The sequence below is a fragment of the Rhizobium sp. P43 genome, assembly GCF_056730705.1.
Genome location: NZ_CM161539.1, coordinates 1,430,644 through 1,455,710 on the forward strand (window position 1 = coordinate 1,430,644; position 25,067 = coordinate 1,455,710).

Annotated in this window: 23 protein-coding genes; 11 read left to right on the plus strand and 12 right to left on the minus strand. The window is 60.6% G+C overall.

Going from position 1 to position 25,067, the window contains the following annotated elements:
• Positions 1 to 7: 7 nt before the first annotated feature.
• Positions 8 to 502 (minus strand): peptide deformylase, encoded by a 495-nt coding sequence (locus AC1PUL_RS07070; RefSeq protein ID WP_480467469.1) that lies wholly within the window; start codon positions 500 to 502, stop codon positions 8 to 10.
• 180 nt (positions 503 to 682) lie between these two features.
• Between AC1PUL_RS07070 and mgtE the strand changes: the two genes are divergently transcribed.
• Both mgtE and AC1PUL_RS07080 read left to right on the plus strand, forming a co-directional pair.
• Positions 683 to 2,095, plus strand: coding sequence for a magnesium transporter (gene mgtE / locus AC1PUL_RS07075; protein ID WP_480467471.1), 1,413 nt, complete (start codon positions 683 to 685; stop codon positions 2,093 to 2,095).
• Positions 2,096 to 2,203: 108 nt separating this feature from the next.
• Positions 2,204 to 2,596, plus strand: a complete 393-nt coding sequence (locus tag AC1PUL_RS07080; RefSeq protein ID WP_298467601.1) for a MerR family transcriptional regulator — start codon at positions 2,204 to 2,206, stop codon at positions 2,594 to 2,596.
• A 24-nt stretch (positions 2,597 to 2,620) separates the two neighbouring features.
• On the opposite strand, the gene AC1PUL_RS07085 is transcribed toward AC1PUL_RS07080, so the two are convergent.
• The 3 genes from AC1PUL_RS07085 to AC1PUL_RS07095 all read right to left on the minus strand — a co-directional run bounded on the left by AC1PUL_RS07085 (position 2,621) and on the right by AC1PUL_RS07095 (position 4,931).
• On the minus strand, positions 2,621 to 3,097 hold the full coding sequence (locus tag AC1PUL_RS07085) for a methyltransferase family protein (RefSeq protein WP_480467473.1): 477 nt from the start codon (positions 3,095 to 3,097) through the stop codon (positions 2,621 to 2,623).
• A 60-nt stretch (positions 3,098 to 3,157) separates the two neighbouring features.
• Positions 3,158 to 4,132: a heparan-alpha-glucosaminide N-acetyltransferase gene (locus AC1PUL_RS07090; RefSeq protein WP_480467475.1), complete on the minus strand. Its 975-nt coding sequence runs from the start codon at positions 4,130 to 4,132 to the stop codon at positions 3,158 to 3,160.
• Between the two features lie 106 nt (positions 4,133 to 4,238).
• A complete protein-coding gene (locus AC1PUL_RS07095) occupies positions 4,239 to 4,931 on the minus strand; it encodes a DUF599 domain-containing protein (RefSeq protein ID WP_480467477.1) in 693 nt (230 codons plus the stop codon).
• Positions 4,932 to 5,528: 597 nt separating this feature from the next.
• On the opposite strand from AC1PUL_RS07095, the gene AC1PUL_RS07100 reads away from it, so the two are divergent.
• From AC1PUL_RS07100 to dusA, 5 genes are all read left to right on the plus strand, one after another.
• Entirely contained in the window at positions 5,529 to 6,929 is a 1,401-nt protein-coding gene (locus AC1PUL_RS07100) for an L-serine ammonia-lyase (protein ID WP_480467479.1), read from the plus strand.
• Positions 6,930 to 7,229: 300 nt separating this feature from the next.
• Positions 7,230 to 7,667 (plus strand): DUF1489 family protein, encoded by a 438-nt coding sequence (locus AC1PUL_RS07105; protein ID WP_298467588.1) that lies wholly within the window; start codon positions 7,230 to 7,232, stop codon positions 7,665 to 7,667.
• A gap of 116 nt (positions 7,668 to 7,783) precedes the next feature.
• The gene (locus AC1PUL_RS07110) at positions 7,784 to 8,869 is read left to right on the plus strand and encodes a DUF1176 domain-containing protein (protein WP_480467480.1); all 1,086 of its coding nucleotides are present in this window, start codon (positions 7,784 to 7,786) and stop codon (positions 8,867 to 8,869) included.
• 136 nt (positions 8,870 to 9,005) lie between these two features.
• On the plus strand, positions 9,006 to 9,623 hold the full coding sequence (locus AC1PUL_RS07115) for a tyrosine-protein phosphatase (RefSeq protein WP_480467481.1): 618 nt from the start codon (positions 9,006 to 9,008) through the stop codon (positions 9,621 to 9,623).
• A gap of 63 nt (positions 9,624 to 9,686) precedes the next feature.
• Positions 9,687 to 10,754: a tRNA dihydrouridine(20/20a) synthase DusA gene (gene dusA / locus AC1PUL_RS07120; protein WP_480467483.1), complete on the plus strand. Its 1,068-nt coding sequence runs from the start codon at positions 9,687 to 9,689 to the stop codon at positions 10,752 to 10,754.
• A gap of 77 nt (positions 10,755 to 10,831) precedes the next feature.
• Here dusA and AC1PUL_RS07125 read toward each other — a convergent pair whose 3' ends face one another.
• Positions 10,832 to 11,044, minus strand: a complete 213-nt coding sequence (locus tag AC1PUL_RS07125; RefSeq protein WP_113378816.1) for a cold-shock protein — start codon at positions 11,042 to 11,044, stop codon at positions 10,832 to 10,834.
• A 450-nt stretch (positions 11,045 to 11,494) separates the two neighbouring features.
• Between AC1PUL_RS07125 and AC1PUL_RS07130 the strand changes: the two genes are divergently transcribed.
• Both AC1PUL_RS07130 and AC1PUL_RS07135 read left to right on the plus strand, forming a co-directional pair.
• Positions 11,495 to 12,121 carry a J domain-containing protein gene (locus AC1PUL_RS07130; protein WP_480467486.1) on the plus strand — a complete coding sequence of 209 codons (627 nt, stop codon included), beginning with the start codon at positions 11,495 to 11,497 and terminating at the stop codon, positions 12,119 to 12,121.
• A 393-nt stretch (positions 12,122 to 12,514) separates the two neighbouring features.
• Positions 12,515 to 12,808 (plus strand): DUF6074 family protein, encoded by a 294-nt coding sequence (locus AC1PUL_RS07135; protein WP_480467488.1) that lies wholly within the window; start codon positions 12,515 to 12,517, stop codon positions 12,806 to 12,808.
• 20 nt (positions 12,809 to 12,828) lie between these two features.
• Here the strand turns inward: AC1PUL_RS07135 and AC1PUL_RS07140 are convergent, their stop codons facing one another.
• The 5 genes from AC1PUL_RS07140 to AC1PUL_RS07160 all read right to left on the minus strand — a co-directional run bounded on the left by AC1PUL_RS07140 (position 12,829) and on the right by AC1PUL_RS07160 (position 22,322).
• Entirely contained in the window at positions 12,829 to 13,335 is a 507-nt protein-coding gene (locus AC1PUL_RS07140) for a hypothetical protein (RefSeq protein WP_480467489.1), read from the minus strand.
• Between the two features lie 1,325 nt (positions 13,336 to 14,660).
• The gene (locus AC1PUL_RS07145) at positions 14,661 to 15,590 is read right to left on the minus strand and encodes a hypothetical protein (protein WP_480467491.1); all 930 of its coding nucleotides are present in this window, start codon (positions 15,588 to 15,590) and stop codon (positions 14,661 to 14,663) included.
• A 167-nt stretch (positions 15,591 to 15,757) separates the two neighbouring features.
• Positions 15,758 to 16,384 (minus strand): hypothetical protein, encoded by a 627-nt coding sequence (locus tag AC1PUL_RS07150; RefSeq protein ID WP_480467493.1) that lies wholly within the window; start codon positions 16,382 to 16,384, stop codon positions 15,758 to 15,760.
• Positions 16,385 to 17,069: 685 nt separating this feature from the next.
• Entirely contained in the window at positions 17,070 to 20,165 is a 3,096-nt protein-coding gene (gene uvrB, locus AC1PUL_RS07155; RefSeq protein ID WP_480467494.1) for an excinuclease ABC subunit UvrB, read from the minus strand.
• 150 nt (positions 20,166 to 20,315) lie between these two features.
• The gene (locus AC1PUL_RS07160; RefSeq protein ID WP_480467496.1) at positions 20,316 to 22,322 is read right to left on the minus strand and encodes a putative bifunctional diguanylate cyclase/phosphodiesterase; all 2,007 of its coding nucleotides are present in this window, start codon (positions 22,320 to 22,322) and stop codon (positions 20,316 to 20,318) included.
• 488 nt (positions 22,323 to 22,810) lie between these two features.
• Between AC1PUL_RS07160 and AC1PUL_RS07165 the strand changes: the two genes are divergently transcribed.
• Positions 22,811 to 23,161, plus strand: coding sequence for a DMT family protein (locus AC1PUL_RS07165; protein WP_162547960.1), 351 nt, complete (start codon positions 22,811 to 22,813; stop codon positions 23,159 to 23,161).
• 62 nt (positions 23,162 to 23,223) lie between these two features.
• Here AC1PUL_RS07165 and AC1PUL_RS07170 read toward each other — a convergent pair whose 3' ends face one another.
• A complete protein-coding gene (locus tag AC1PUL_RS07170; protein ID WP_480467498.1) occupies positions 23,224 to 23,661 on the minus strand; it encodes a hypothetical protein in 438 nt (145 codons plus the stop codon).
• A gap of 147 nt (positions 23,662 to 23,808) precedes the next feature.
• Here AC1PUL_RS07170 and AC1PUL_RS07175 point away from each other — a divergent pair, with 147 nt between their 5' ends.
• Positions 23,809 to 24,579: a helix-turn-helix domain-containing protein gene (locus AC1PUL_RS07175; protein WP_480467499.1), complete on the plus strand. Its 771-nt coding sequence runs from the start codon at positions 23,809 to 23,811 to the stop codon at positions 24,577 to 24,579.
• A gap of 6 nt (positions 24,580 to 24,585) precedes the next feature.
• Here AC1PUL_RS07175 and AC1PUL_RS07180 read toward each other — a convergent pair whose 3' ends face one another.
• Positions 24,586 to 24,975 carry an acyl-CoA thioesterase gene (locus tag AC1PUL_RS07180; protein WP_480467500.1) on the minus strand — a complete coding sequence of 130 codons (390 nt, stop codon included), beginning with the start codon at positions 24,973 to 24,975 and terminating at the stop codon, positions 24,586 to 24,588.
• Positions 24,976 to 25,067 lie beyond the last annotated feature (92 nt).

Genomic DNA, 25,067 nt, shown 5'->3' on the forward strand with positions numbered 1-25,067 from the left:
TTTGCCGTCAGCGCGCCGTCTTTTCCCATTTCTTCAGCAGGCGCTCGCGCTTCAGTCGCGACAGGCGCTGGATCCAGAAGATGCCGTCCAACTGATCGATCTCGTGCTGTATGCAGATCGCGGCAAAACCCTCGAGATCCTCCTCGACGACCGCGCCATCCAGCGTCTGGTAACGCACCCTGATTGCCTTCGGGCGCGTCACCTCCTCGGTCATGCCCGGCATCGAGACGCTGCCTTCCGTATGGCTCATCGTTTCTTGCGACGACCATATGATTTCGGGGTTCACATAGTCCCGCCGGCCTCCCAGCTCCGGCAGCTCGATCACGGTCAGTCTCTTTAAGACGCCACAATGCGCCGCGGTAATACCGATGCCAGGGGCGGCCTTCATCGTTTCGTAGAGATCATCGGCGAGGGTGGCGAGGTCGGGCCCGAACTCGGTTACGGCGGCTGCCGGTGTCTTGAGGGCGGGATCCGGATAGCGGCAAATGGTCAGGCGGGTCATGATAGGCTCGTGTCTGGAAGCATGGGGCGGGTGGCAAACTGCTGTGTTGCGGTCAGGCTAGCAGGCCGGACGAGGCTTTGCACAGGGTCTGCCGATTTTCCGCTATCTGCTTGTTGACTTGAAGGTTTTTGCCGCCATTCTCCGGGGCGTCACGGCATGGTGCGAGGAGTTGAGGTTCAGATGACTGAGAACGATGATGAACACCTCGACCGCCCGGTGGCCGATGAGCTCCACGACGACATCTATGACGAGGAAGGCTCCGTCCGTCACGACTTCCTGACGATGGTGGGCGCGGCGATCGCCGATCGTGACGTGCTCTTCCTGCGCCAGAACGTCGCCAAACTGCACGAATCGGAACTCGGTGACCTGATCGAGGCGATCCAGCCCGAGCAGCGTCTGGCGATGATCCGCCTTCTCGGCGACGATTTCGACATGACGGCGCTGACCGAGGTCGATGAAGCGATCCGCATGCAGATCGTCGATCAGATGCCGAACGAGCAGATCGCTGCCGCGATCGGCGATCTCGATTCGGACGACGCCGTCTACATTCTCGAAGACCTTGATGACGAGGACCGCGAGGAGATCCTCGCGCAGCTGCCATTCACCGAGCGGGTGCGGTTGCGCCGCGCGCTCGATTATCCCGAGAGCTCGGCCGGCCGTCGCATGCAGACGGAGTTCGTCGCCGTGCCGCCTTTCTGGACGGTCGGGCAAACGATCGACTACATGCGCGACGAGGAGGATCTGCCCGAGAGCTTCACCCAGATCTTCGTCATCGATCCGACCTTCAAACTGCTCGGTGCCGTCAATCTCGATGCCATTCTGCGCACCAAACGCGCGGTGAAGATCGAGACGATCATGCATCCGACCAACCATCCGATCCCCGCCGAGATGGACCAGGAAGAGGCAGCCCAGCTCTTTGAACAGTATGACCTTCTGTCGGCCGCCGTCGTCGACGAAAACGAGCGGCTCGTCGGCGTGCTGACGATCGACGACGTGGTCGACGTGATCCAGGAAGAGGCGGAAGAGGACCTGCTTCGTCTTGGCGGCGTCGGCGACGAAGAGCTTTCCGACAGCGTCATCGAGACGTCGCGCTCCCGCGTGCCCTGGCTTGCGGTCAATCTCGTGACAGCTTTCATGGCAGCCTCGGTGATTTCCCTCTTCGAGGCGACGATCGAGCAGATCGTGGCGCTGGCCGTGTTGATGCCGATTGTCGCCGGCATGGGCGGCAATGCCGGTTCGCAGACCATGACGGTGACGGTGCGGGCGCTCGCAACCCGCAATCTCGATATCCACAACGCCTTTCGCGTCGTACGCCGCGAGGCAGGGGTCGGCCTTTTGAACGGCCTGGTTTTCGGCGTGATGATCGGGGCGGTGGCCGGGCTCTGGTTTCAGGATCCGAACATCGGCGGCATTATCGCGGTGGCCATGTTGATCAATATGATGGCTGCGGCGATCGCCGGTATTCTCATTCCCCTGTCGCTGGACCGCCTGGGCGCGGACCCCGCCGTTTCCTCGGCCGTCTTCGTGACCACCGTGACCGACATCACCGGGTTCTTCGCGTTTCTCGGCCTTGCGACCTGGTGGTTCATGTGACGGGCGGCACAGATGATGGGCATGAGCGGATGCGCCGCGAGATCTATCGCCCTCGAAAAATTGACTTGTACGTAAAAGTCAATATCATGGAGGTCGTTACAGGATCGGATGACCGTGAAGAAATACTATAGCATAACAGAGCTCACGCGTGAATTCGGTGTTTCGACGCGCACCCTCAGGTTCTACGAGGATGAGGGGCTGCTGCATCCGGAACGTCGCGGCCGCACGCGTCTTTACCGCGCTGCCGACCGCCGTTTCCTTCAGGAAATCCTGCGTGGTCGCCGTATCGGCTTCACGATCGCAGAAATCCGCGAAATCGTGCATGTCTACAAGGAGCCGCCGGGTGAAGTCGGGCAGCTCAAGCTGATGATGAAGAAGATCGACGAGAAGCGCGACGAGTTGCGCCAGAAGCGCCGCGACATCGACGAGACACTGTCGGAACTCGATCAGGCCGAAGAGGCCTGTCTGACCCGCCTGGTCGAAATTGGCGTCGGCACCTGACGCCACGCCCGTTCTCCACCCGAATCAGATCCAGCGCCGAGTCCGCTTGCGGTAGCTCTCATAGTCGAAGCCGAAGCGGGCTTCGAGATGCCGCTCCTCGCTCGGAATGGCGATCAGCCGCGTCGCTGTCACCGAGACGAGTGCTGCGACGAAAAACCAGCTGTTTCCGGAGATCAGGCCCAGCGCCAGCGTGAACAGGGTGTAGGCCAGATAGATCGGATTGCGACTGAAGCGGAAGGGACCGCAGGTCACGAGGTGGCGGGCGCAGCCGCTGTCGAGCACCGGCGTCTGGCGCTCCATCAGCGTGCGCACCGCCCAGATGTCGAGGCTGACCGCAATCAGGCCGATGCTGAAGCCGATCACCGGCAGCAGATAGGGATGGGGTGACGGTATCGGCTGAAGGGCCGCCATGCGGCCGGCAATGATCGCCGCCAGAATGCCCGTGAAATAGAGCAGGGGTGGCCAGGGATATCTCAGAGGCTTCGCACGGTAGGCATTCATTGAAGAACTCCCCCTATGCCAAATCTCGATTCTATGGGCTCCTGTCGTCGAGACTTGGTCCTACGGCGCTGACTGGCTCCTCAACGTGCACTCTTGCGCCAGCGTCTGTATGCGTTGATCCTGATCGCCCAAGATTGCGCCGGACTGGAGTGGTTCGAACAGGCTTTCCGCCTGGAGCCGCTCCAGCGTACAGGCACAGAAGCGTTCGCAGAGCCCGGCCTCGTTCCCCTGGTCGAGGCAGCTGGCCTGGCAGGTGCCGATATACTGCGCGACGGGATCGACCGCGGGTGGCGGCACGACCAGGCTGAACAGGTAGAGGCCGGCAATCAGGATCGGTTGATGCAGCAGGTAGACCGTCAGGGAATGGCGCCCGCCCCAGCGCAGCCAGCCGGGTCCCGCCGGCAGGCCGTCGATCCATCCAAGGCGGTCCCGATCGACCAGGAAGCGCGCGATCGCGATGCCGGACAACAGGGCGCCGATCCATGGGAGAAGCGGCACATAGTCATTCGAGCGCGGCAGGGTTTCCGAAAGGCCGAGGAACCAGAACAAGGGCGCATCAAAGGCCGGCGAGCGCAGCAGCTCGGGCATCATGATCGCAATGCCTGCGGCCACCAGCGTCAACAGCGGCGGCACGCGCAGGAAGAGAATGCCGATCAGGCTCGACAGGGCGATGGCATGCAGAATGCCGAAGAAGATCCAGCTGTCGGGTGTGAACCAGTAGGTGGCCACGGAGATCGCAGCTGCAGCGGCGACAATGACGCCCAGCCGTCGCAGGAAGGGTTGCAGTCTGAGCTTCGGATAGTGGGCCAGCACGAGGCTGAAGCCGGCCAGGAAGAGAAAGCTGGACGCGATCATCCGGGCATAGAGCTTTAGGAAACCCTGTGTCGATGTTCCCGGCGCCAGATAGCCGAAGAATTCCAGATCCCAGCTGAAGTGATAGGTCGCCATGGCAATCAGCGCGAGGCCACGGGCCGCGTCGAGCGCGAGCAGGCGCGGTCTGGGCGAGGCGTTTGCGGGCTCGGTCGGATCTGCCACTTCGTCTTCCTTCAGCTCTTCAGCGGGGACTTGCCGCCGCCATCATGGTTTGGCGGGGTCTGAGCCAAAGACGGCGAATTCATGGCCTTGGTTCCGGCGCCCGTTCTCAGCTATTGCTCGTGTTGAGCAGGGCAAGGCGCGCCTCGGAGAAAAACTGACGACGGAGCAACACGATGAAGACCAGCACCGTCGAGAGCATGAAGACCCAGGGGCTGACGAACCAGCCGAGATAGCCGATCGAATAGAAGATTGCCCTCAGGCCCATGTTGAAATGGCTGGCCGCGATGATGTTCATCCGGATCGTGCGTTCCGCCGCCTCCATCGCCCGTTTCGGGTCCTTCTTTGCCTCCTCGGCCATCGGGATCGCGCCGAACAGGATGGTGCAATAGTTGAACAGGCGATAGGACCAGCCGAACTTGAAGAAGGAATAGGCGAAGAGCGCGATCAGTCCGCAGACCTTCAGTTCGAAGGTCGCGCGGCCACCCTGCACGATATAGGGGATGTCCTTGAGGATAGCATCGACCTGTTCGGTGGCGCCGAGCAGGGCGAAGCAGCCGCCGATGGCGAAGATCGTCGTCGAGGCGAAGAAGGCCGTGCCGTTCTGCAACCCGCCCATGATCTGGGTATCGATCATCTTCAGATCGCGATTCATGGAATTCAGAATCCATTCGCGCCGTCGCTCGGCCATGGCCTTGGTCAGGCTGGTGCGCTGCCAGATGACTTGCTCGCCCGTGATGCGGGCATAGGCGAGCCAGAGCAGGATGAAGAGCGCCATGGCGCAGTAGTCGACGATGGTCATGTCAGCGAATCCCTCAAGGTCCGATGGCGTGCGGCATTATCCCGTGGAGCGCATTCTCCACAATCAGAATTAACCACGGGAAAGATATTGGCCCGAATTGGGGCGAGGGCTCGCGAGGGAGCGTTCACGAATTCCCCTTCTATCCCATTGATATTTCGATAATCCATGCGCCGGGCGCATGCCTGCTGCGCATTTTGCGCCTTCCTTTTGCCATTTTTGCAGTTGCGAAGACCCGGAGATTTTAATAGATGAATGCTCAGAAAGCGGTCGGGGGACGGCTTTCCTGTGAATGTGTTCTCACACGGAGTTTTCATGGAAGGCAGTTTCCAGAAGTCGTGCTGGGGTGTCACATTCCGTGCCTTGATGGGTTTTGCCGGCGTTATGTGCCTGGCCTACCTTTTCGGCACGATCTGACATCCGCCACAGGCGATTGAGCGAACAGCGCGGTCCTCACGGCCGCGCTGTTTGCGTTTCAGCGCATTCAACTTGGCATCTCCACCATGTCGCGGCCATGAAAGCCGATGTCGATTGCAAGGCGCATTCGTGCTAGGCGATGTTCTAGCCTTTGTGCTTTCATACCCGCATGCGAGGAGCCCCATGTTTCTTTCGGTTTTCGACGTGTTCAAGATCGGCGTCGGCCCCTCGAGTTCCCACACCATGGGTCCGATGACGGCGGCCAACCGGTTTCTCGACCTCATTCTCTCCGACCAATGGCCGCGTCCGGCGGGCGCGCAAGTCGCGGCGTTGAAGGCCAGTCTGCATGGATCGCTCGCCTATACCGGCATCGGTCACGGTACGGGCAATGCCGTGATCATCGGGCTGATGGGGGAGGCGCCTGACAGCGTCGATCCCGATCGCATGGAGGCGATCATCGCCGAGGTCGAGCGCACGGGACGCGTCACTCCTCCCGGCCATCCTTCGTATTTCTTTCAGCCGAAGGATGACCTCGTCTACGACAAGAAGACGCCGCTGACGGGCCATGCCAACGGCATGCGGCTGTCTGCGCTCGACAAGGACGGCCGGGTGCTGCTCACCCAGATTTACTATTCCATCGGCGGCGGTTTCGTCGTCACCGATACCGAGCTTCTCGCCTTGCAGAAGCAGAAGAAGCAGGCGTCGAGCCAGAAGGTGCCCTATCCCTTTGCTTCGGCGAACGAGATGCTGGCCATGGCCGCGTCATCTGGCCTCTCTATCGCCCAGATGAAACGCGCAAATGAGGAAGCGGTGCGCTCGCGCGAAGATCTCGATGCCGGGCTCGACAGGCTGTGGGATGCGATGTCGAGCTGCATCGATCGTGGCCTGCGCCAGGAGGGCCAGCTGCCGGGTGGCTTGAAGGTGCGTCGTCGGGCCAAGTCGATCCACGACAAGCTGCAGGAAGAATGGCGCTCCAACCGTCTTAACCCGGTTCTCGCCAATGACTGGCTCTCGGTCTATGCCATGGCCGTCAACGAGGAAAATGCCGCCGGCGGTCGCGTCGTGACCTCGCCGACCAATGGGGCAGCCGGCGTCGTTCCGGCGACCATCCGCTACTATCTGCATTTCCATCCCGATGCCGACCAGGAGGGCATCCGCGACTATCTGCTGACGGCGGCCGCCATCGGCGGCATCATCAAGCACAATGCCTCCATTTCGGGCGCCGAAGTCGGCTGTCAGGGCGAGGTCGGCTCGGCCTCGGCCATGGCGGCCGCCGGTCTTGCTGCCGTCATGGGCGGCACGCCGGAGCAGATTGAAAACGCTGCCGAAATTGCACTCGAACACCATCTCGGCATGACCTGCGATCCGGTCGCCGGTCTCGTCCAGGTGCCGTGCATCGAGCGCAACGCGCTCGGCGCTGTCAAGGCCGTCACCGCCGCTTCACTGGCGCTGAAGGGTGACGGACAGCATTTCGTGCCGCTCGACGCCGCGATCGAAACCATGCGCCAGACCGGCAACGACATGAACGAGAAATACAAGGAAACATCGCTCGGTGGGTTGGCGGTCAACGTTGTGGAGTGTTGAGGCGGGCAGGGGCCGTGCCTTTGTCCTGAAACGCTTCCGTCGTCATCCTCGGGCTTGTCCCGAGGATCTACCTCCGTCAACCGGGGCCCGGGCGGTAAAGGTCTCATATCCCGACCGTCGTTCAGCGGATGGCCACCCTCAGTAGATCCTCGGGACAAGCCCGAGGATGACGACGGCCAGGGGCTGACCCAGCCCGCGGATGTCGATCCCCAGCCGGTCCTCCACCGAAACTGTTGAGTACATCACCACTGTGACACCCCAGCCCTTGACCCGCCGCAGGGACAGGCTATCTCGGGTGGCATGGCACTGCATCTCCTCAAGCTCTGCGTCGGAGCCGACTCCATCGACGATCTGCGCGACTGGGTCGCCGAACGCTGCCTCGTCGCTGTCGCGGCAGGGCTTGAGCCGCATTCCTCGCATGTGACCCGCATGGTGCCGAAGCGCACGGAAGAACTGCTCGACGGCGGTTCGCTCTACTGGATCATCAAGGGCCAGCTTTCGGCCCGGCAGAAGCTGCTTGATATCAAGACTTTCACCGGCGGCGACGGGATTACGCGCTGCGAGCTGATCCTTGGACCTGAAGTCATCGAAGTGGCACCGGCGCCGCGTCGTCCGTTCCAGGGCTGGCGCTATCTGGAGGCGGATGCGGCCCCGCGGGACCTGTCAGCATCCGGCGCCAATATCGAGGACATGCCAGACGATCTGAAGCGGGAACTCGCGGAACTCGGCCTGCTCTGAGAACCCTGTTTTGGTCACGCTTGCGGCTTGTGAGTACCCGTCTCTGACGATACCCTGAATTTTGGGTGGATTGCGCTGTCATGGGGGCAGGGAGCGATCCGGGATCCGGGGGAACCATGCCGTCTTTGAAATTGCCTTTTCTGGCCTGTGCCATGGCCTTGGCCGCGTCGCATCCCGTGGTCGCGCAGGAACCATCTATCGATCTGAAGCTCTTTGGAAAACATGAGATAGAGGGCGGCCTGAGCACCTGTCATCTCGCCTTCTGGCAGAGCAACAAGGATCCAGAGACCGACAAATATGCCTATTTGATCTACCTGCCCTACGACAAGGATGGCGTGGAGATGCAGGCGGTCGTCGAAATCGGCAAGGAGAAGATCGCGCTGAATGAAAGTGCGCGCGGCGATTTCGAGCAGCCATCGCGGCTCGGTTATCGCCTCTATTCCAGCACCGATCATGAGACGCATGTGCTGGTCAGGATCGAGGAGGCCGTCGTCACCGGCTCGCTGCAGACCATTAGCCAGGCGACGGTGACCGTGGTTCGGCCGGATCTTCCGCCGTTTGTCGCCGGTGCCAAGGGGGTGATCGGTTGCCCTGGCAGCCCGGCGCCCGAGACGGCCGCTGCGCCTTCAGAGCCCGTCTCCGACGAAGGTGCCGCCGCCGGTGGCCCATCGCCCTATACCGCATCCGTCGGGCTGCCTTTGAGCCCGCCTGTGTTGCTCGACGCTGCGACTGACGTTCCGCAGGCGGTCCGCAACGAGATCGCGACTTATGCGCCGGATCAATGCAGCGAGCCGGAGATGCTTGCCTATCCCGGTCAACGCTATGCCGTGAACGATAATTTCATTCTCTGGGAAGTGCCGTGTTTTCTCGGAGCCTATCAGGGCACGAGCATCTTCGCGATCACCCAGAACCCGCCAGCCGACTGGGCGACGATGCTGAGCCTGCCCAATCCGCCGGCACTCGAGGGCGAGAACAATGCGCAGATGATGAACCCGGAGGTTTTTGCCGAGCGCGGCATCTTCATCTCCACGTCGCTTGGTCGCGGCGAGGGGGATTGCGGCACCTATCAGGTCTTCCGTCTGATGGATGCGCCGGGCGAGACCTTCGAATTCCAGCTCATGGAGTATCGCGAGAAAATCGAATGCGACGGCGTGCAGAGCGAGCCGTCGGAATGGCCGCTGCAGTTCTCGGCCGGGGAGTGAATGGCGGGGAACCCTTCATTCTTGCTTGCAGGCTTCCGGAATCCGCTACCGTATCGGATGTTTCCGCCATCGAAAGGACCCAATTCGATTTCAGCCGTTGATGACCGTTGGTCCGTTGGCCATGAGAGGATGCCGCTTGCGCGCAAATGATCTGCCGATTTCGAATGCAATGCCCCGGCGGACAGGAAGCCTCGCGCGGCGGATCGCGTTGCGTGTGGGGCTTACCCTTGCCGGCCTCGCCGGCCTCTTTGGCGCCTATGATGGCCTGTTGATCTTCTCGGGCAATTTCCACGAAGTCGTGCCCGGTCAATTCTATCGCTCGGCGCAGCTTTCCGGCGAACGCCTGGGCGCGGAGATCGATCGCTACGGGATCAAGACAGTGATCAATCTGCGGGGCGAAAATCCTGACAAGGGATGGTATGTCGATGAGGTTTCCGCGACCGCGGCACATGGGGCCGCGCATGTCGATTTCGGGATGTCCGCCAGCCACGACCTGACGCCGGAACGGACGCAGGAATTGCTCACTTTGCTGAAAACCGCCGAACAGCCGATCCTCGTGCATTGCATGTCCGGCGCGGACCGTACCGGGCTTGCCTCGGTGATCTTCCTGCAGCAGGTGGCCGGCATCGACGAAGAGGAGGCGGAGTGGCAGCTTTCGCCGCTCTACGGCCACATCAACCTGCCATTTCTCGCCGTCTATGCCATGGATGACACATGGGAGCGGCTGGAAACGCTCATCGGTCTGGAGAGCTGACACCCCAACCCGGGCGGGATCGGGCGGTGTCCTTTCGCGGCAAAGCATGCTATGGGCGCGGCCATGACGACACGACCTGATTTCTTGACCCGCGACATTCCCGGTCCTGCCCCCTATGGGCGGGCGGTGTTTGCGGTTGCGCCGATGATCGACTGGACGGACCGGCATTGCCGGTTTTTCCACCGGCAGCTCTCGGCCCGGGCGCTGCTCTATACCGAGATGGTGGTGGCCGATGCGATCATTCATGGCCCTCGGGAAAAGCTCTTGTCGTTCAGCGATGCCGAACATCCGGTGGCGCTGCAGCTTGGCGGATCGGATCCGGCAAAGCTCGTCGAGGCGGTGAAGATTGCGGCCGATTACGGCTTTGACGAGATCAATCTCAATGTCGGATGCCCGTCGGACCGGGTGCAGTCGGGGACCTTCGGGGCTTGTCTGATGCAGACGCCCGAGGTGGTCGAGGCTTGTGTCGCTGCCATGAAGAAGGTGGCGACGGTGCCGGTGACCGTCAAGTGCCGGATCGGGGTGGACGAGCAGGAGCCGGCTGAGGTGCTGCCGGATTTTCTCGCCCGGATGATCGGGGCAGGCGCCGATGCGATCTGGATCCATGCCCGCAAGGCCTGGCTGAAAGGGCTTTCGCCGAAGGAGAACCGGGAGATACCGCCGCTCGATTACGAGCTGGTCTATCGGATGAAGCGGGAAAACCCTGGTGTTTTCATCGGTATCAATGGCGGGATCACCGATCTCGACCAGGCGGAGCAGCATCTCAGCGTCATGGATGGGGTGATGCTCGGGCGGGCGAGCTATCACAATGCGACGCTTTTGACTGAGGTCGATGCCCGGATCTATGGCGCAGCGGCTGTGGCCGTCGACTGGGACCGGGTGCGCGATGCGATGATCGGCTATGCCGAGCGGGTGATCGCGTCCGGCGGGCGGCTCAACCATGTCACGCGGCATATGGTCGGGCTGTTCCAGGGTTATGCGGGCGCCCGGCGCTACCGGCAGATCCTGTCGTCGGAGGCGACCAAGCCGGGTGTCTCGCCGGAGCTGATTGCCGAGGCCTTTGCGGCTGTGGACATTGCCGGCGGGCCGAAGACACAGGGCGCGTCCGGTTCCTCTGCCGCTGCGGAATAAGGTCTAGCGCGGCATTTCGGCAAATCTACGTCTTGAAGCGAGAATGGCGTCCCGGGGGACGCCATTTGAAATCTTGATCAGGCAGCCTGGATGTTGACGGCCTTGGGGCCCTTGCCCATGCGGTCCGGCTCGGTGTCGAAGGTGACCTGCTGGCCGTCCTTCAGCGTCTGGAGACCCGATGCCTGGAGTGCGGAGATGTGGACGAATACGTCCTTTGCGCCGCCTTCCGGGGTGATGAAGCCGAAGCCCTTGTCCTGGTTGAAGAATTTAACGGTGCCCTTGGTGGCCATGGGGATAGTCCTTATTCCCGTGTTGTCGTCTGCGCCGCGGCCGGCAGACCGGAAGCGGCAAGGTAAAGTTCCGCCGAAACGGAACCGTCGAGGGATCGCGATAACGGGGAAAGAACGTCTACCGGCGGGAGAAAGCCCCCAGGACCACAGGCTGCGGTCAATACAAGTCAGTCCAGTCTCCGGGATCATTGCTGCCCGAACAGGCAAAGAGGTAGGGTCATTTCGGAATCTTGGCAAGTATGAAAAGTCACAGTTTTGCTCACGGGATGCACTCAAGGAGCTGAATTCCTTGAGATTTGAGGGGTGGTAGCGTTGCCATGGCCGCCGAGCATGGCCCGCAGCGCGCATCCGGCATCCGCCCTCGTGGCCGGGGACAGAGACGTGTTGCGTCTTGATGCAGCCGCCATCCGGGTTTAGGGGAGAGGTGGCTGGGCGCGGGAGTGGATGAGTATGGCAAAGACGGGTGCCGCAGTGATCGACCCTTACGAGCTCCTGGGCGTGGCCCGCGATGCCGACGAGGCCGCCATCAAGGCCGCCTATCGCAAGGTGGCCAAGACCGCCCATCCGGATGCCGGCGGCGACGCGGAGGCCTTTGCGAAAATCTCCGCCTGCTACGAGCTGCTCAAGGATCCCGTGCGCCGCCGCGTCTTCGACGATACCGGCTATGATCCGCAGCTGGCCGAGCCCGCCGACCTCAAGGGTCTGATGGTGCTGGAGACGCTGATCAACGACATGATCCTCGACGAGCGCGAGCCGGGCTCGTTCGATCCGGTGGCCGGGCTGCGCCGCAAGCTCACCGACGACATCCTGAAATGCCGCTTCCATATTCTGGAACTGGAGCGCCACCGGGCGCGGGTGCGCAAACATCTCGACCGGCTCGGCCGCCGGCCCGAGACCGATGTGCTCGGTTCGATGCTGCGGGCCCGGGCGCAATCGATCACCGATGCCATCAAGGCCTCGGAGGTTCAGATCGCCGCGATCGAGCGGGCCTATTCCATGCTGGAGGGCTATTCCTACGAGATGGAGCCGCTGCCCGCTGAGGTCGAGGCCGAGGATCTGCCGAAGGCGGCGGAGTAGCGGGCGGTCTGCCGCTAGACGCCCAGGGTGCTGCAAGCGGCTGGTGCCACTCGATTTTTCCAGGATCACCACCGGTTTTGCTGTCGTCCTGCGGCCGCGATCGCGGCAAAGCCTGCGATCTGCTGCGACAAATTGACGATTGTTCAAAAAGTGACAAACAAGAGCAGTGGAAAATCTGTCAACACACATTGACAGACGCAAAGACTTTTTTAGGATCGCATAATACTCAGGTGAGTTGGGCGATGTAGAGGACGGTAATGGCTCAGTCACCCCAGTAAGACTGGCATGGCATGGAGAGACCTGGCCGGAGGTTGTTTCGCTTCCCGGCAGTACAGTGACCCATGAGCCCCTGGGAGGGGCAGCCGAATAGCAACAGCTCTGGGGATACCGCACATGCATAACGACGGCTTCGTTCCGACGGGTGTCGAGACGATTATATACTTCCCACTTCATCAACGCAGACAGCTCGTTCGCAGCTCCGCCGAGGCGCTGGACCAGTTGCACGGCCCTTCCGCCACCGAATACTGGAAGGCGCTGTGTGGTCGCTTCAAGGACGAGCTCTTCGCCATCGGTTACAGCTATGATGACGCCCGCCGGGAGATCCTGAAATTTCAGGACGCGGTGCATCGCGAGCTGTTGCTGCTGTACGATCAGCCGGCCGAGGGGCTGAGCGCGATCGCCACCTAGCCTTTCGCCATCCGCCGCCATCATGGAGCCGTCCGGGGCATCGCTTCCGGCCGCCAGTCGCTTTGCGGGTTGCGCCAGATGCGGTCGCAGAGGGCGGTCACGTCAGGGTCTGGGTCGGTGGCATGCCAGGCGGCGAGCGCTCTCTTCTCGCTGTCCGGATGCGGGCCGGGTCGGGTGTGGATGCGCTTCACGATCGCCATCGCCTGGCGCAGGTGGTTGGCCGCCTCTCTGTCTTCGGGCCATGTGCCGGGGACAGTGCTGTCGTCCAGCGGCGGGAGCAGGTCTGCGGCCAGGGCCCGGAACTGCCGGCGCGCCTCGGGTTTGGCCTGGAGGGCGCAGGGCGGCAGCCTCTCGTCTGCGTTGAGCGGGTCTGCCGGGCGAAGCGCCGGGCCGCTGCAGTATCGGCTGCGCCGGCATTGGCGTCGCGGGCAGCGCAGCGGGAAACCACGTTGGTCGAACGTGTCGCGCAGCAGGCGCAGCGTGAGCGGTTCGGGGGCGGGGGTATCTCGGGTCTGTCGGTCTGGCATGTCGGGCTCCTTTCGGTGTTTCGGGAATTGGCGAAATAGGGAAATCTGGAAGGGCTGGGGCGCGGGGTGGCCTATCTCCCCCCTTGAGGGGGAGAACGGAAAATCGAAGGCTTAGGCGAGCGCAAGCCGCCTAAACTTCTGATTTTCCAAGAGAGGGGCCCGGTTCCGTGGGCACTCGCCTCACCGAGCCCCCCTCTTGCGAAATCTGAGGTTTGGCCCTGATCGGGCCAATTCCTCGATTTCGCTTTCTCCCCCTCAAGGGGGGAGATAGAAACCTCGCATACTCCGCCACCGGTCGGGATCATCTCCCTCCGGGTCGGTCAAACTTGTCTCGGACGAGGCGCCAGAAGCAACCTGTCTAAGTAGTGTATGTGGCTCCTTCCGGCGCCTCGTTCGGCGTCTATTCCCGCTGCATGCGTCTCTCTGGCAAGGCGGCGACGGCCCTCGGTCCTCGTCCTCGGGTTTAACCCGAGGATGACCCGAGGACCGAAGATTGACCGGGCGTAGGGTCCGGCTTTGACAGAGTCCTCCGAAGAGTGTTCTGCCAGAGCCTGGCCGGTGGCCCGGGAGGTTCCCGCCGGATGGTGCACCATTCCGACCGGGACCCTCGCCCGGGGGATGAAACCTTGGTCATTTGCGACCGACCATCATCCCCGCCGTTTTCTCCGCCCCGCTGTCTGGATGTTCGCGACAGCGCGGGCGCCTTGTTTGTGTGCCTCTGAGGCACGTCCTTCCGATCAGGGTATCCAGGTTTTGGAGCGCATCCGACCCCATCACCCTCGTCAAGCCCTTCGTCCGGAGGGAGACCGTTGCAGCGGGCCGGGAATTTGTGCCTGCGAGAGCACGCCACCCCGGCGCCGGCCCCGCCTCGCCTGACATCGCATCGTCAGGTGCATCCGAGGGCGGGACGGGGATTAGGGTAAAACGGGGAAAATGGGCGGGGATGAAAAAAAGATTTTTTGTTGATTTTGTTGGGGGTTTTTTGGAATTCGTCCCCCTTTTTTCGGGAAAGGGGCCTCGCGCGGGGCCTATCTCCCCCCTCGCGGGGGAGAAAGCGAAATCGAGGAATTGGCCCGATCAGGGCCAAACCTCAGATTTCGCAAGAGGGGGGCTCGGTAAGGGGCGTGCCCACGGAACCGTGCCCCTCTCCGGGAAAATCTGAAGTTTAGGCGGCTTGCGCTCGCCTCAAGCCTTCGATTTTCCGTCCTCCCCCGCATGGGGGGAGGTGTCAACAGCCGGATAACGGAGACTCCGCCTTGCCCGAATACCGCTCCGCAGATTTGTTTATCTTGAGATTACTCAGCTCTGAACTCATTTATAATGCACTATTTTTCAAAGTCATCGGCTGTTTTCTTCAGTAACGACTCAAAAATAAACCAATTTTGCACAGCTGACGTGCCTTCCTTCTTAGACGACCTTGATACAGACCGCCTAATCATAGCAAAAAGTTTCCCTGTATAATCTTCAATCGCGAACATAAAGAAAGAAGCGGTTGCTTTTGCTGTTCTGCGTGGCCCGCCTTTGAAAACAGATTCCAGGGTTATAAAATCTTCGTATGTGAGCTTCGCTGAAGCCCGAACGCGAGACAGCCCAAATGTTTGACCAATCTCCGCCTGCGCGAACCAAGCAGGAATGTCGTTCGCGCTTCCTCGTTCAGCGAGTTCACGACGCATCTTCCTCCCGAACTCACTGATATATTGCTGATATTCGGGTGATCTAAAATCATTAATCTGTCCACTAATGTAACTATATTCATTGCTTATAAAATGTCTTCTTAATTCGTCTCCATATTTTTTTGATACGAATCTCAATCCTTGCGTTATCAAATCCGATCTATTTACATTTTTTTCCGTTGCGAGAAAATCGATACAATCAATCACTACTCGCAAACAGTCGAATCGAACTGATGTATCTTGGCCTATTTCAGTTTTTACATCTGAATTTTCCAACAATATTCTATTTCGTACAGACGGGCTAAGTTCAGCGCCGCAGAGCCACTTTTCAGACAGTCTTTTTGAATTCTGAGACAAATGATCGAAGCATTTCTTTGCAAACTTATATATGAGTTCGTCATCCCCGATAAATCTAGCAATTTCAAGTGACGAGAATTTTGATTGCTTGATGAATTCGTTGGTCTCTAAAAGTGATTTTAATCGTCCATGTATCTCATGGTGCGAACCTAGTGTGAACGACCCTTGTTTGTATTCGAAAGCGTAGATGGCTGGTGACCCAATTCCCGGCGTAATAACTTTCATTTCGTTCTTTATGACCAGCCGACCCGAGTCCGCTGTTTCAATTCGCGTGTACGCGTCGAGAGACTGAGAACTGTTGATTTTCTGGACATAGGTAAAGGATCCGTCTGTGAACAACGGCACCATAAAGGATGGAGCATGTGGTTGTAGCCTGTAGAGCCCCAGAAATTTCATATCAGCGCGTTCTCTTTATATAACTCTTCCACTACACTATATATTTTTCCAGCAACGCCTTCGAATCCCATTTTATGGATGGTGGAGTATGTACGTATTATAGGTGGAGATATTTTGCTTAGCGAAGTTTTTATTGTTTCAACATCAAGAAATGTTTCAGGAATAACGCAAGCCAATAACGCTCCCTTGAGTTCGACGTTTTCGTAAAAATGCAATTCGATTGCTGAGGCTCGTTCATCTGCTGTCAAAATTGAGCGCGCGTCTGGATGCGCCGGGGCTCGCGATAACTCCACGTACCCCTCAACTTCAAAGTCGGTAGGAGAAGAAGGTACGTTTTTACGGGATCCGCCTTGAAAATACTCTTTGTTAGTTGTGTAGAAGCGCCCCACAACTTGCTTTGCGGCTTCCAGAGATGGAGAAAGCTCGAAGTCTTCGATCTTGGTTCTTGAGTGAAAGTATGACTTGTAATAGCCATTGTGGAAGGCGCCAGTATCAAATGGATAAACAGCCTTGATTTGATTTTGTATCTTTTTCGGATCGAAAATGAATACGCACGGCAAGTAGCATGATATAAAGTTTGATCCACTGTGCTTTGATCGGTATGCAGGCTTTCCGTAAAACATGTAAAGTATAGATCGAGAAAATACATTGCATCGTGTTGCTATCAGCGTTCCTTGCTCTAGTATTTCATCTAAGTTGTAGGCGTCCGTAATGTGAACGAACGGTAGTGCGTCAAGTGACGACACCTCGCTTTCGACGAAGTTTTTGAATCGCGTCCTGCCGGCCAACGCACGCCCCTGAGGTTGTATTTATTCAGCGTATAACTTCTCGGGATTTTTTGTCTGGGTCAATCGTTGAGATAGATATTGCGGCCATTCCGCATGGTACAGTGCGCACATCATTCGAAACTGCGCCAGTTTGTTTTTTGACTCCGGTGCTTCCCCTCCGGCCCGCACCTCTCTGAGCAAACGGGGATGAGGAGGCGGCCGCCGTGCCGGGTGCCCCGTCTTGCCCTTCGTGCGACCCTTGCGCTTGAGGTCGGCAAGGTCCTCCGGGAAACTGCGCGACCTACATCCCCCACAACACCCACACCAACCCGACCACCAACACCACCGTCACACCCCGCACCAGCCATCGCACGCTGCGGGAACGGCTGCGCCAGCCAGCGGTCATATATCCGAGGATATCGGAGAGCAGGCTTGCTAGGTCTTGCATGGTGTCCGTAGTTGCCCCTCTCTTGGAATTTCTAGCACTTAGCTGCGCTAAGATGCTGAAATTCCGTTCTCCCCCGCAAGGGGGGAGATAGGGTCACCGCCCCGGTCTCCCGGTTTTGCCCTTCGTGCGGCCCTTGCGCTTGAGGTCGGTGGGGTCCTCGTAGGAGCCGGCGCCGGTGCGGGCGCGGATGATGGGTCCTCGGGTCGAGCCCGAGGAGGGGTCGTCGGCAGACCTGGAGGGTGGGGTACCCCCCTCTGTCCTGCCGGACATCTCCCCCTCAAGGGGGGAGATCGGTTTGCCGCCGGCGTCGGGTTTCGGCTTTTCCGGCAGCTTGCCGGTCACCGGTTTTTCGGTGCGGCCGACGGTCATTTCGTCGAGGGTGTTTTTGCGGAAATAGCTGGTGGCCTCGGGGTTTTCCGGCGAGAGGCTGCTGCCGCGGCCCAACGGGGCGCCGGATTTGTTGCGGCCGGAGGGGGAGAGGCGGGGGGCGCCGGAGTCTGGGGTACCCCCCTCTGTCCTGCCGGACATCTCCCCCTCAAGGGGGGAGATCGGTGCGGGGCCGGCGTTGCGGTTTCCACTGGCACCTTCCGTATTTCTCGCCTGGTTTTTTCCACTCCCTCTCGCGCCTTCGGCACTCGACGCCTCTTGCCTGGCGATCGGGTCGTCCATGGCGGCGAGTTCGACGGCTTTGAGGCGTTTGATTTCGTCGCGGAGGCGGGCGGCCTTTTCGAAGTCGAGGTCGGCTGCGGCGTCGCGCATGTCCTTTTCCAGCGCGTTGAGATGGGCCTGGAGATTGTTGCCGACGAGGTGGCCGCCATCGGCGAAACCCTTGCCGGAGGTGCCGGAGATGTCGGCGCGGACGTGGTCGCGTTCGTAGACCGAGTCGAGAATGTCGGAGATGCGGGCCTTGACCGACTCCGGCGTGATGCCGTGCTCGATGTTGTAGGCCATCTGCTTTTCGCGGCGGCGGGACGTTTCGTCCATGGCGCGCTGCATCGAGCCGGTGATCTGGTCGGCATAGAGGATGACCTTGCCGTCGACGTTTCGGGCGGCGCGGCCGATGGTCTGGATGAGCGAGGTTTCCGAGCGCAGGAAACCTTCCTTGTCGGCATCGAGGATGGCGACGAAGCCGCATTCGGGGATGTCGAGGCCCTCGCGCAGCAGGTTGATGCCGACGAGAACATCGAAGGCGCCGAGGCGGAGATCGCGGATGATCTCGATGCGCTCCAGCGTGTCGATGTCCGAGTGCATGTAGCGGACGCGCACGCCCTGTTCATGCAGGTATTCGGTGAGGTCCTCGGCCATGCGCTTGGTGAGCACGGTGACGAGGGTGCGGTAGCCCTTGCTCGCGGTCTCTCGGATCTCGCCGAGCACGTCATCGACCTGGGTCTTGGCCGAGCGGATCTCGACCGGCGGGTCGATGAGGCCCGTGGGGCGGATGACCTGTTCGGCAAAGACGCCGCCGGCGGCTTCCATCTCCCAGTTGCCGGGGGTGGCGGAGACGGCGACCGTCTGCGGGCGCATGGCGTCCCATTCCTCGAAACGTAAGGGGCGGTTGTCCATGCAGGAGGGCAGGCGGAAGCCGTATTCGGCGAGTGTGGCCTTGCGGCGGAAGTCGCCCCGGTACATGCCGCCGATCTGCGGGATTGTGACGTGGCTTTCGTCGATGAAGATCAGGGCGTTGTCGGGGATGTATTCGAAGAGCGTCGGCGGCGGCTCGCCGGGCTTGCGGCCGGTCAGGTAGCGGGAATAGTTTTCGATGCCGGCGCAGGAGCCGGTGGCTTCGAGCATTTCGATGTCGTATTTCGTCCGCTGTTCCAGCCGCTGGGCTTCGAGCAGGCGACCGGCGGATTCGAGCTCGGCGAGGCGGTGGCGGAGCTCGTCCTTGATCGCCTTGATGGCGCCGTTCAGCGTCGGGCGCGGGGTCACGTAGTGGCTGTTGGCGTAGATCTTCACCGACTTCATCTCGCCGGTCTTCTTGCCGGTGAGCGGGTCGAATTCGGTGATGCTCTCGATCTCGTCGCCGAAGAGCGTGATGCGCCAGGCGGCATCCTCCAGGTGGGCGGGGAAGATTTCGATCGTGTCGCCGCGGACCCGGAAGGAGCCGCGGACGAAGTTGATCTCCTGGCGCTTGTATTGCTGGGCGACGAGGTCGGCGAGCAGTTGCCGCTGGTCGATGCGGTCGCCGACCTGCATCTGGAAGGTCATGGCGGTGTAGGTTTCGACCGAGCCGATACCATAGATGCAGGAAACGGAGGCGACGATGATGCAGTCGTCGCGCTCTAGGATGGCGCGGGTCGCGGCGTGGCGCATGCGGTCGATCTGTTCGTTGATCGACGATTCCTTCTCGATGAAGGTATCCGAGCGGGGCACATAGGCTTCCGGCTGGTAATAGTCGTAATAGGAGACGAAATATTCGACCGCATTGTCGGGGAAGAAGTTCTTGAACTCGGAATAGAGCTGGGCGGCGAGCGTCTTGTTGGGCGCCAGGATGACGGCGGGGCGCTGGGTTTCCTCGATCACCTTGGCCATGGTGAAGGTCTTGCCCGAGCCGGTGACACCGAGCAGGACCTGGGAGCGCTCGCCGGAATTCAGGCCCTCGACGAGGTCCTTGATGGCGGTCGGCTGGTCGCCGGCGGGTTCGAAATCGGAGGCCATGCGGATCGAGATGCCGCCTTCGGACTTTTGAGGGCGGGCGGGGCGGTGCGGCACCCAGATCTCGCCGTTCTTGAACAGCGGATTACCGCTTTCGATGAGCTTGGAGAGGGCATCGACGGTCGCCGTGACGGCGCCGGTGGCGAGCGATTCCGCTTCTTCAAGGCTGACGTCCATGCCGGCAATCGGGTTGAGGCCGGCGGCGGCGCGGGTCTTGGGGTCCGAGGAGGCCCCGATCGAGACGCCACGGGAGGTTTTCGAAACGGTGGTATTCTTGGCGGTGGTGGATTTCTGCGCCTTTTCGAGCGCCACCTTTTCCGCGTGGCGGCGGGCCTCGATCTCGATCTTCTTGCGGTGCTTGCCGGCTTTCGAGGCCAGTTCGCGCTGGCTCTCGACCGTCGAGGCCTCGGCTTCCGCCTCCAATTGCTTCACCCAATCGGAGACGGAGCCGGACAGCGGCGCGCCTTCGAATGCGGTCTGCGGGGCTTCCTCGAAACGATCAGAGGGGGCGGAGGATTTGGGAGATTTGGCCATGGCCGGAATATGGAGAAGGGCGGCGGCAAAGGGAAGGGGCGGGGCGGGATAATCAGAACAAAAACGCAACAGCCGCCACGGGTTATGGCCAGCATGGTGGCAGGAGGATGGGGGCTTGCGGCCTTGTGCCGTCTATACCTGACGTAGGTGTTACGCCACCGAAAGGTGCTTAGCCTTGGTCTTGCGCTTCAGCATGGTCGTGGCTTGGTGTTCGGTGATCCAGAGTTCCAGCGCAGTTGGCGGCATGGGTTTGGCGAAGAGATAGCCCTGGGCGGTGCCGCAGCCGAGGCGGGCGAGTATTGCGGCATCTTCCGGGGTCTCGACCCCCTCGACGACGATCTCCAGCGACAGGGACTGGCCGAGGCTGACCATGGCGGCGATGAGCTTCTGGTTGGTTTCGCTGCGGGCCACGTCCTTGACGAAGCTGCGGTCGATTTTCAGTCGATCGACCTTCAGGCCGATCAGATAGGCCAGCGAAGAATGGCCCATGCCGAAATCATCGACCGCGAGCTTGTAACCGGCCTGTTCGAGGCTCTTCAATTGCGCATCGGCGATCACAGGGTCGAGGATCGCCTCTTCGGTGATCTCGACTTCGAGCAAGCCGGGGGCCACGTCATGTTCGCCGGTGATCCGCTGCAGCATGTCTGCGACGGAGTAGAGCGCGAATTCTCGGGGCGAGACATTCAGCGCAACCGTCGCATCGGCAAGGCCGAGATGCGGCAGGCGGCGGGCGAGGCGGCATGCATCGCGAGCGATCCGGGCGGTCAGCTGTTCGGACAGGTGGACGGCGCGTGCAGCATTGACGATTTCGGGCGGCGACACGAAGCCAAGCTGTGGATGCTGCCAGCGCACCAGGGCTTCGAAGCCTGTGATCCGGCGCGTCGACAAGTCGAGCTGTGGCTGGAACCAGGCGCCGACAGCGCCGCTGTGAATGGCGCGGTCGATATCCTGCTCGATGATGCGCTTGCGCTCGGCATTGCGGCGCAGGTCGGGATCGAATTCGCGCAGATGGCGGCGATCGCCGCGCTTGGCATCGTAGAGCGCCATGTCGGCGCAGGCGAGCAGTTCCTCGGCATTTTCGGCATGGTCGGGGTAAGCCGCCAGTCCGACGCTGAGGCCAACCACGGCCTGGCGCTGGTTCCAGTGGATCGGCTGTCGGCTGGCTTCGAGAACGGCGGCGGCATGGGCGCGGGCCCGCTCCAGAGCTGCCGTGCCGCTGACGATCACGGCGAATTCGTCGCCGCCGAGACGAGCGATCAGGCTGCCATCCTCGATAACCGACGACAGGCGGGCGGCGATCTCGCGCAGCAGAGCGTCGCCGGCACTGTGGCCCAGCGTGTCGTTGATCGACTGGAAGCGTTCGACGTCGAAGATCAGCAGGGCCACCTGCTCACTCACCACGGAAGCACGGGCCAGATCGCCGGCCAGACGGCCATGAAAGAACATGCGGTTGGCAAGGCCCGTCAGGGTGTCGCGATTTGCCAGAGCCTCAAGGCGTGAATTCTGCCGCAGGATGTCGCTGTTGGCGCGGGTCAGGCTGTCGGCGAGCGCGGTGGCCTCGTGGCGCGCGACCTGGCTGCTGACGAACATGCGCTCGGCCCAGAGACTGCGGCGAATGAAGACGAAGATCATCAGACTGAGGCAAAGGCCGACCAGGACCTCGTTCAGGCGCCCATGGGTGATCAGATTGATCATCAGGGAGGTGAGGATGGGAATGGAATAGTTCAGCGCGAGCGGGGTATAGCCGATCTGCTTGATGACCGAGCCGGCCGCCATGGCGCCCATGATCATCAGCAGGGCTGCATGCTCGCCAAGGGGCTTGAAGTCCGTGATGGTCCATGGGAGGGCAGCCCAGACAAGGCCGAGCGCCAAGGCGCCCAAGGACAGGATCGTCAGGCTGGCTTTCGGCGTTGAGGTCAGCATCTCGCGGCGAGCCAGGGCATGAAAGACGTAGGCGCGCATGGCGATCACAATGACCGCCGCGCCAAACCAGGCGATGTGCACCCAGTGCATCGCGTTTTCGTTGTAGATCAAGACGAGGCAAATCGTCAGCGTGATCAGGTTCAGGATCAAGCTGGATCTATGGCCGGCAGAAATGTCCGCCACCTGGGCTTGCAGCACCGCCGGCATCGTTCCGCCATTTACGCTGTCGCTCAACCACATAAATCAATGCCCATACCCATCGCAATAAATCATCAATAACATGAGCGACTTAACGGGGGGTTACGCTGACTCTGCGCAATTTAATGAGAAAGCAATAACAACTTTTTGGCGGCTTTTCTCCTCTGATTCTCGTCGTTGCGAGGCTCCGCGCGTCGCCGATTTTGCGACCTAAATCGTTCCTCAGGTTGTGAAAACAGGATATGCTATGAGGCTTGTGGCAAGGCTCGATGTGGGGGCTTATCGGATCGGTTTGTGGCAGGCCTCCGGCGTTATAGCGCCTCTTGGTCGATGCGACGGCATCGCCTGGTGCGTCGCACCTAGCCAGCGAGCCGTCACAAGTCGATCCTACGGGTTCCTATCACTGAGATTCGGTATTGCTGGAAATCCTTCCGGGCGGAAGATTGACCAGCTATCCTGATGGCAGGTCTCGGGATCGACTCGATGATCGCCCTTTCCTTCTTTCTCCCAAGCACGAGTGTCTCATGCCGAGCTTTTCCCCTGCGGCCCTCTGGCCGATCCTGCTTCTGTCGCTGTCCAACATCTTCATGACTTTCGCCTGGTACGGGCACCTGAAATACAAGACCTCGGCCCTTTGGGTGGCCATCCTGGCCAGCTGGGGCATTGCCTTTTTCGAGTACTGCCTCGCGGTTCCCGCAAACCGGATCGGTGCCGAGGTCTATTCTGCAGCGCAGCTCAAGACGATCCAGGAGGTGATCACTCTGATCGTCTTTTCGGGTTTTTCAGTTTTCTTTCTGAAAGAAAGTCTGACGATCAACCATGTGATTGGCTTTGCCCTGATCGCCGCAGGAGCAGCCTTCGTATTTCGAGCATAAGGGGAGGGGCGCGGTCGTAATCCGCCGCGCCCTTAACGCTGCTTATGTTTGCCGATGATGAACTACCCGACCGTGGCGGTTTGGTGGGCACCAATGCGCCAGGCGGGTATGACGATGGCCAGCATCAATATGGTGTTGAGGAAGACGTTGACGGTGGCGCCAGACATGAAGGAGCCGGTTGAGTCGACTAGGTACCAGGCGAGAGTTGATTCTACGAGGAGCAGGCGCGTCAATTGCGGCTCTTTCGGCAGAAGGCGATCGATGACGAGCCACATCATGATACCCCAGCCAACCATGACGCCGCCGCTGATGGCGGCAAGGACACGTGCGGCCGGCGCATCGAGGGGTTGGCTGCCATCAATGGGCCAGAAGACAATGTCGGCGAGCCATGTTGCGGGGAGTGCCGTCGCCGGATGGGCACCGAAGGCAACCAAAAGGCCCAAGAGGACGACGAGAAGGCTCGTGGCCTTCAGCGAGATTTGAGCGAAATCCTGTGACATGGGAAACTTCCTTCCGTGTTATGACGGATCCAGCATGGTGAGGCGGCGCTGGCGCTGCAATTACCTGGCAGGTAAGTGACGGCGTTGGCTGGGCGTGCCAGAAACCCATGGGCTCGCGCTTGCATCACGCTTGCCAGGGAGAATGCCATGACAAACGATTTCGGTGGGCAGTTGCGCAATTGGCGTGGCAGGCGCCGCATGAGCCAATTGCAGTTGGCACTGATGGCCGACGTCTCGGCACGGCATATCGCTTTTCTGGAAACGGGTCGGGCGAAGCCGAGCCGGCATATGGTGATGCGTCTTGGCGAGGCGCTCGAAGTGCCTCGGGCGGACCGCAATCTGATGCTGGATGCGGCAGGATTTCGTGCCGCCTTCATCAGCCGTCCGCTGGACAGTGATTCCATGGCGCCGATCCGCAGGGCCATTACCCATATGGTCGAGGGTCACCTACCTTATCCGGCCTTTGTCTTCGACCGCCATTGGAACGTGATCGAGGCGAATAAGACCGGGCGCACCATGCTGGCTGTTTTCGGGCTGGAGGTCGGTGGCAGCTTCATCGACTTTCTGTTGAAACCGGGCAGGGGTGCGGAACTGGTGGACAACTGGACCGACGTTGCGGCCCATCTGGCCGCCCGTTTGCGTTTGGAAAGTGTTCATCTCGGCGGCGATGCGGTTTTGGAGCAGGCAGCGGCGCGATTGGCGAGAGAAGCCGAAGCGAGCCCTAAGGCTGGCGGCCTTGCCTCGGCGCCTGTGCTTTCGGTGCTGTTTCGTGTCGGCGGCCAGGTATTTCCGATGTTCTCGACGATCACCCAGTTCGGCACCGCCGAGGATATCGCGCTGGCCGATCTGAAGATCGAGATGTTTTATCCCAGCGACGACGCCTGCGAGGCATTGTTTCGCAGCATGGCCGGCCCGTGATGCCGATCAGGCTTGTGGCACGGGCGTCGGTTTGCCATCTGCATCCAGAGCAACCATCACAAATGTCGCTTCGGTAACCTTTTCCATTATATGGGTGAGATAACGCTGTGCCCAGGTTTCGACCTTCAGTGTCATGGAGCTGCGCCCGACGCGCGCAATCTCGGTGTAGACGCAGAGCGTGTCGCCAATCTTGACCGGCATGGCAAAGGCCATTTCCTGGACGGCAGCGGTGACAACACGGCCCCGGGCACGCTCAGCCGCGCGGATTCCGCAGGCAAGGTCCATCTGGGCCATGACCCAGCCGCCGAAGATGTCGCCGGCTGCATTGGCGTCTGCCGGCATGGCCAGGGTTCTCAGGGTAAGTTTGCCGGTGGGCTTCGGGGTGTTCACGGTCATGAGGCTGACAATTCTCCTGGGCAAGCTTGATCCTGGATCAATATGGTCGCGCGCGTGGAGCGCCACTACTAATTTTCATTGGCGAAAAAGTA

Coding starts and splice junctions, on each gene's coding strand:
- AC1PUL_RS07170 (WP_480467498.1), bottom strand. CDS start 23,661: ATGTCACAGGATTTCGCTCAAATCTCGCTGAAGGCCACGAGCCTTCTC.
- uvrB (WP_480467494.1), bottom strand. CDS start 20,165: ATGGCCAAATCTCCCAAATCCTCCGCCCCCTCTGATCGTTTCGAGGAA.
- AC1PUL_RS07070 (WP_480467469.1), bottom strand. CDS start 502: ATGACCCGCCTGACCATTTGCCGCTATCCGGATCCCGCCCTCAAGACA.
- AC1PUL_RS07150 (WP_480467493.1), bottom strand. CDS start 16,384: ATGTTTTACGGAAAGCCTGCATACCGATCAAAGCACAGTGGATCAAAC.
- mgtE (WP_480467471.1), top strand. CDS start 683: ATGACTGAGAACGATGATGAACACCTCGACCGCCCGGTGGCCGATGAG.
- AC1PUL_RS07080 (WP_298467601.1), top strand. CDS start 2,204: ATGACCGTGAAGAAATACTATAGCATAACAGAGCTCACGCGTGAATTC.
- AC1PUL_RS07105 (WP_298467588.1), top strand. CDS start 7,230: ATGGCACTGCATCTCCTCAAGCTCTGCGTCGGAGCCGACTCCATCGAC.
- AC1PUL_RS07110 (WP_480467480.1), top strand. CDS start 7,784: ATGCCGTCTTTGAAATTGCCTTTTCTGGCCTGTGCCATGGCCTTGGCC.
- AC1PUL_RS07180 (WP_480467500.1), bottom strand. CDS start 24,975: ATGACCGTGAACACCCCGAAGCCCACCGGCAAACTTACCCTGAGAACC.
- dusA (WP_480467483.1), top strand. CDS start 9,687: ATGACGACACGACCTGATTTCTTGACCCGCGACATTCCCGGTCCTGCC.
- AC1PUL_RS07145 (WP_480467491.1), bottom strand. CDS start 15,590: ATGAAAGTTATTACGCCGGGAATTGGGTCACCAGCCATCTACGCTTTC.
- AC1PUL_RS07165 (WP_162547960.1), top strand. CDS start 22,811: ATGCCGAGCTTTTCCCCTGCGGCCCTCTGGCCGATCCTGCTTCTGTCG.
- AC1PUL_RS07100 (WP_480467479.1), top strand. CDS start 5,529: ATGTTTCTTTCGGTTTTCGACGTGTTCAAGATCGGCGTCGGCCCCTCG.
- AC1PUL_RS07135 (WP_480467488.1), top strand. CDS start 12,515: ATGCATAACGACGGCTTCGTTCCGACGGGTGTCGAGACGATTATATAC.
- AC1PUL_RS07130 (WP_480467486.1), top strand. CDS start 11,495: ATGGCAAAGACGGGTGCCGCAGTGATCGACCCTTACGAGCTCCTGGGC.
- AC1PUL_RS07140 (WP_480467489.1), bottom strand. CDS start 13,335: ATGCCAGACCGACAGACCCGAGATACCCCCGCCCCCGAACCGCTCACG.
- AC1PUL_RS07175 (WP_480467499.1), top strand. CDS start 23,809: ATGACAAACGATTTCGGTGGGCAGTTGCGCAATTGGCGTGGCAGGCGC.
- AC1PUL_RS07085 (WP_480467473.1), bottom strand. CDS start 3,097: ATGAATGCCTACCGTGCGAAGCCTCTGAGATATCCCTGGCCACCCCTG.
- AC1PUL_RS07095 (WP_480467477.1), bottom strand. CDS start 4,931: ATGACCATCGTCGACTACTGCGCCATGGCGCTCTTCATCCTGCTCTGG.
- AC1PUL_RS07125 (WP_113378816.1), bottom strand. CDS start 11,044: ATGGCCACCAAGGGCACCGTTAAATTCTTCAACCAGGACAAGGGCTTC.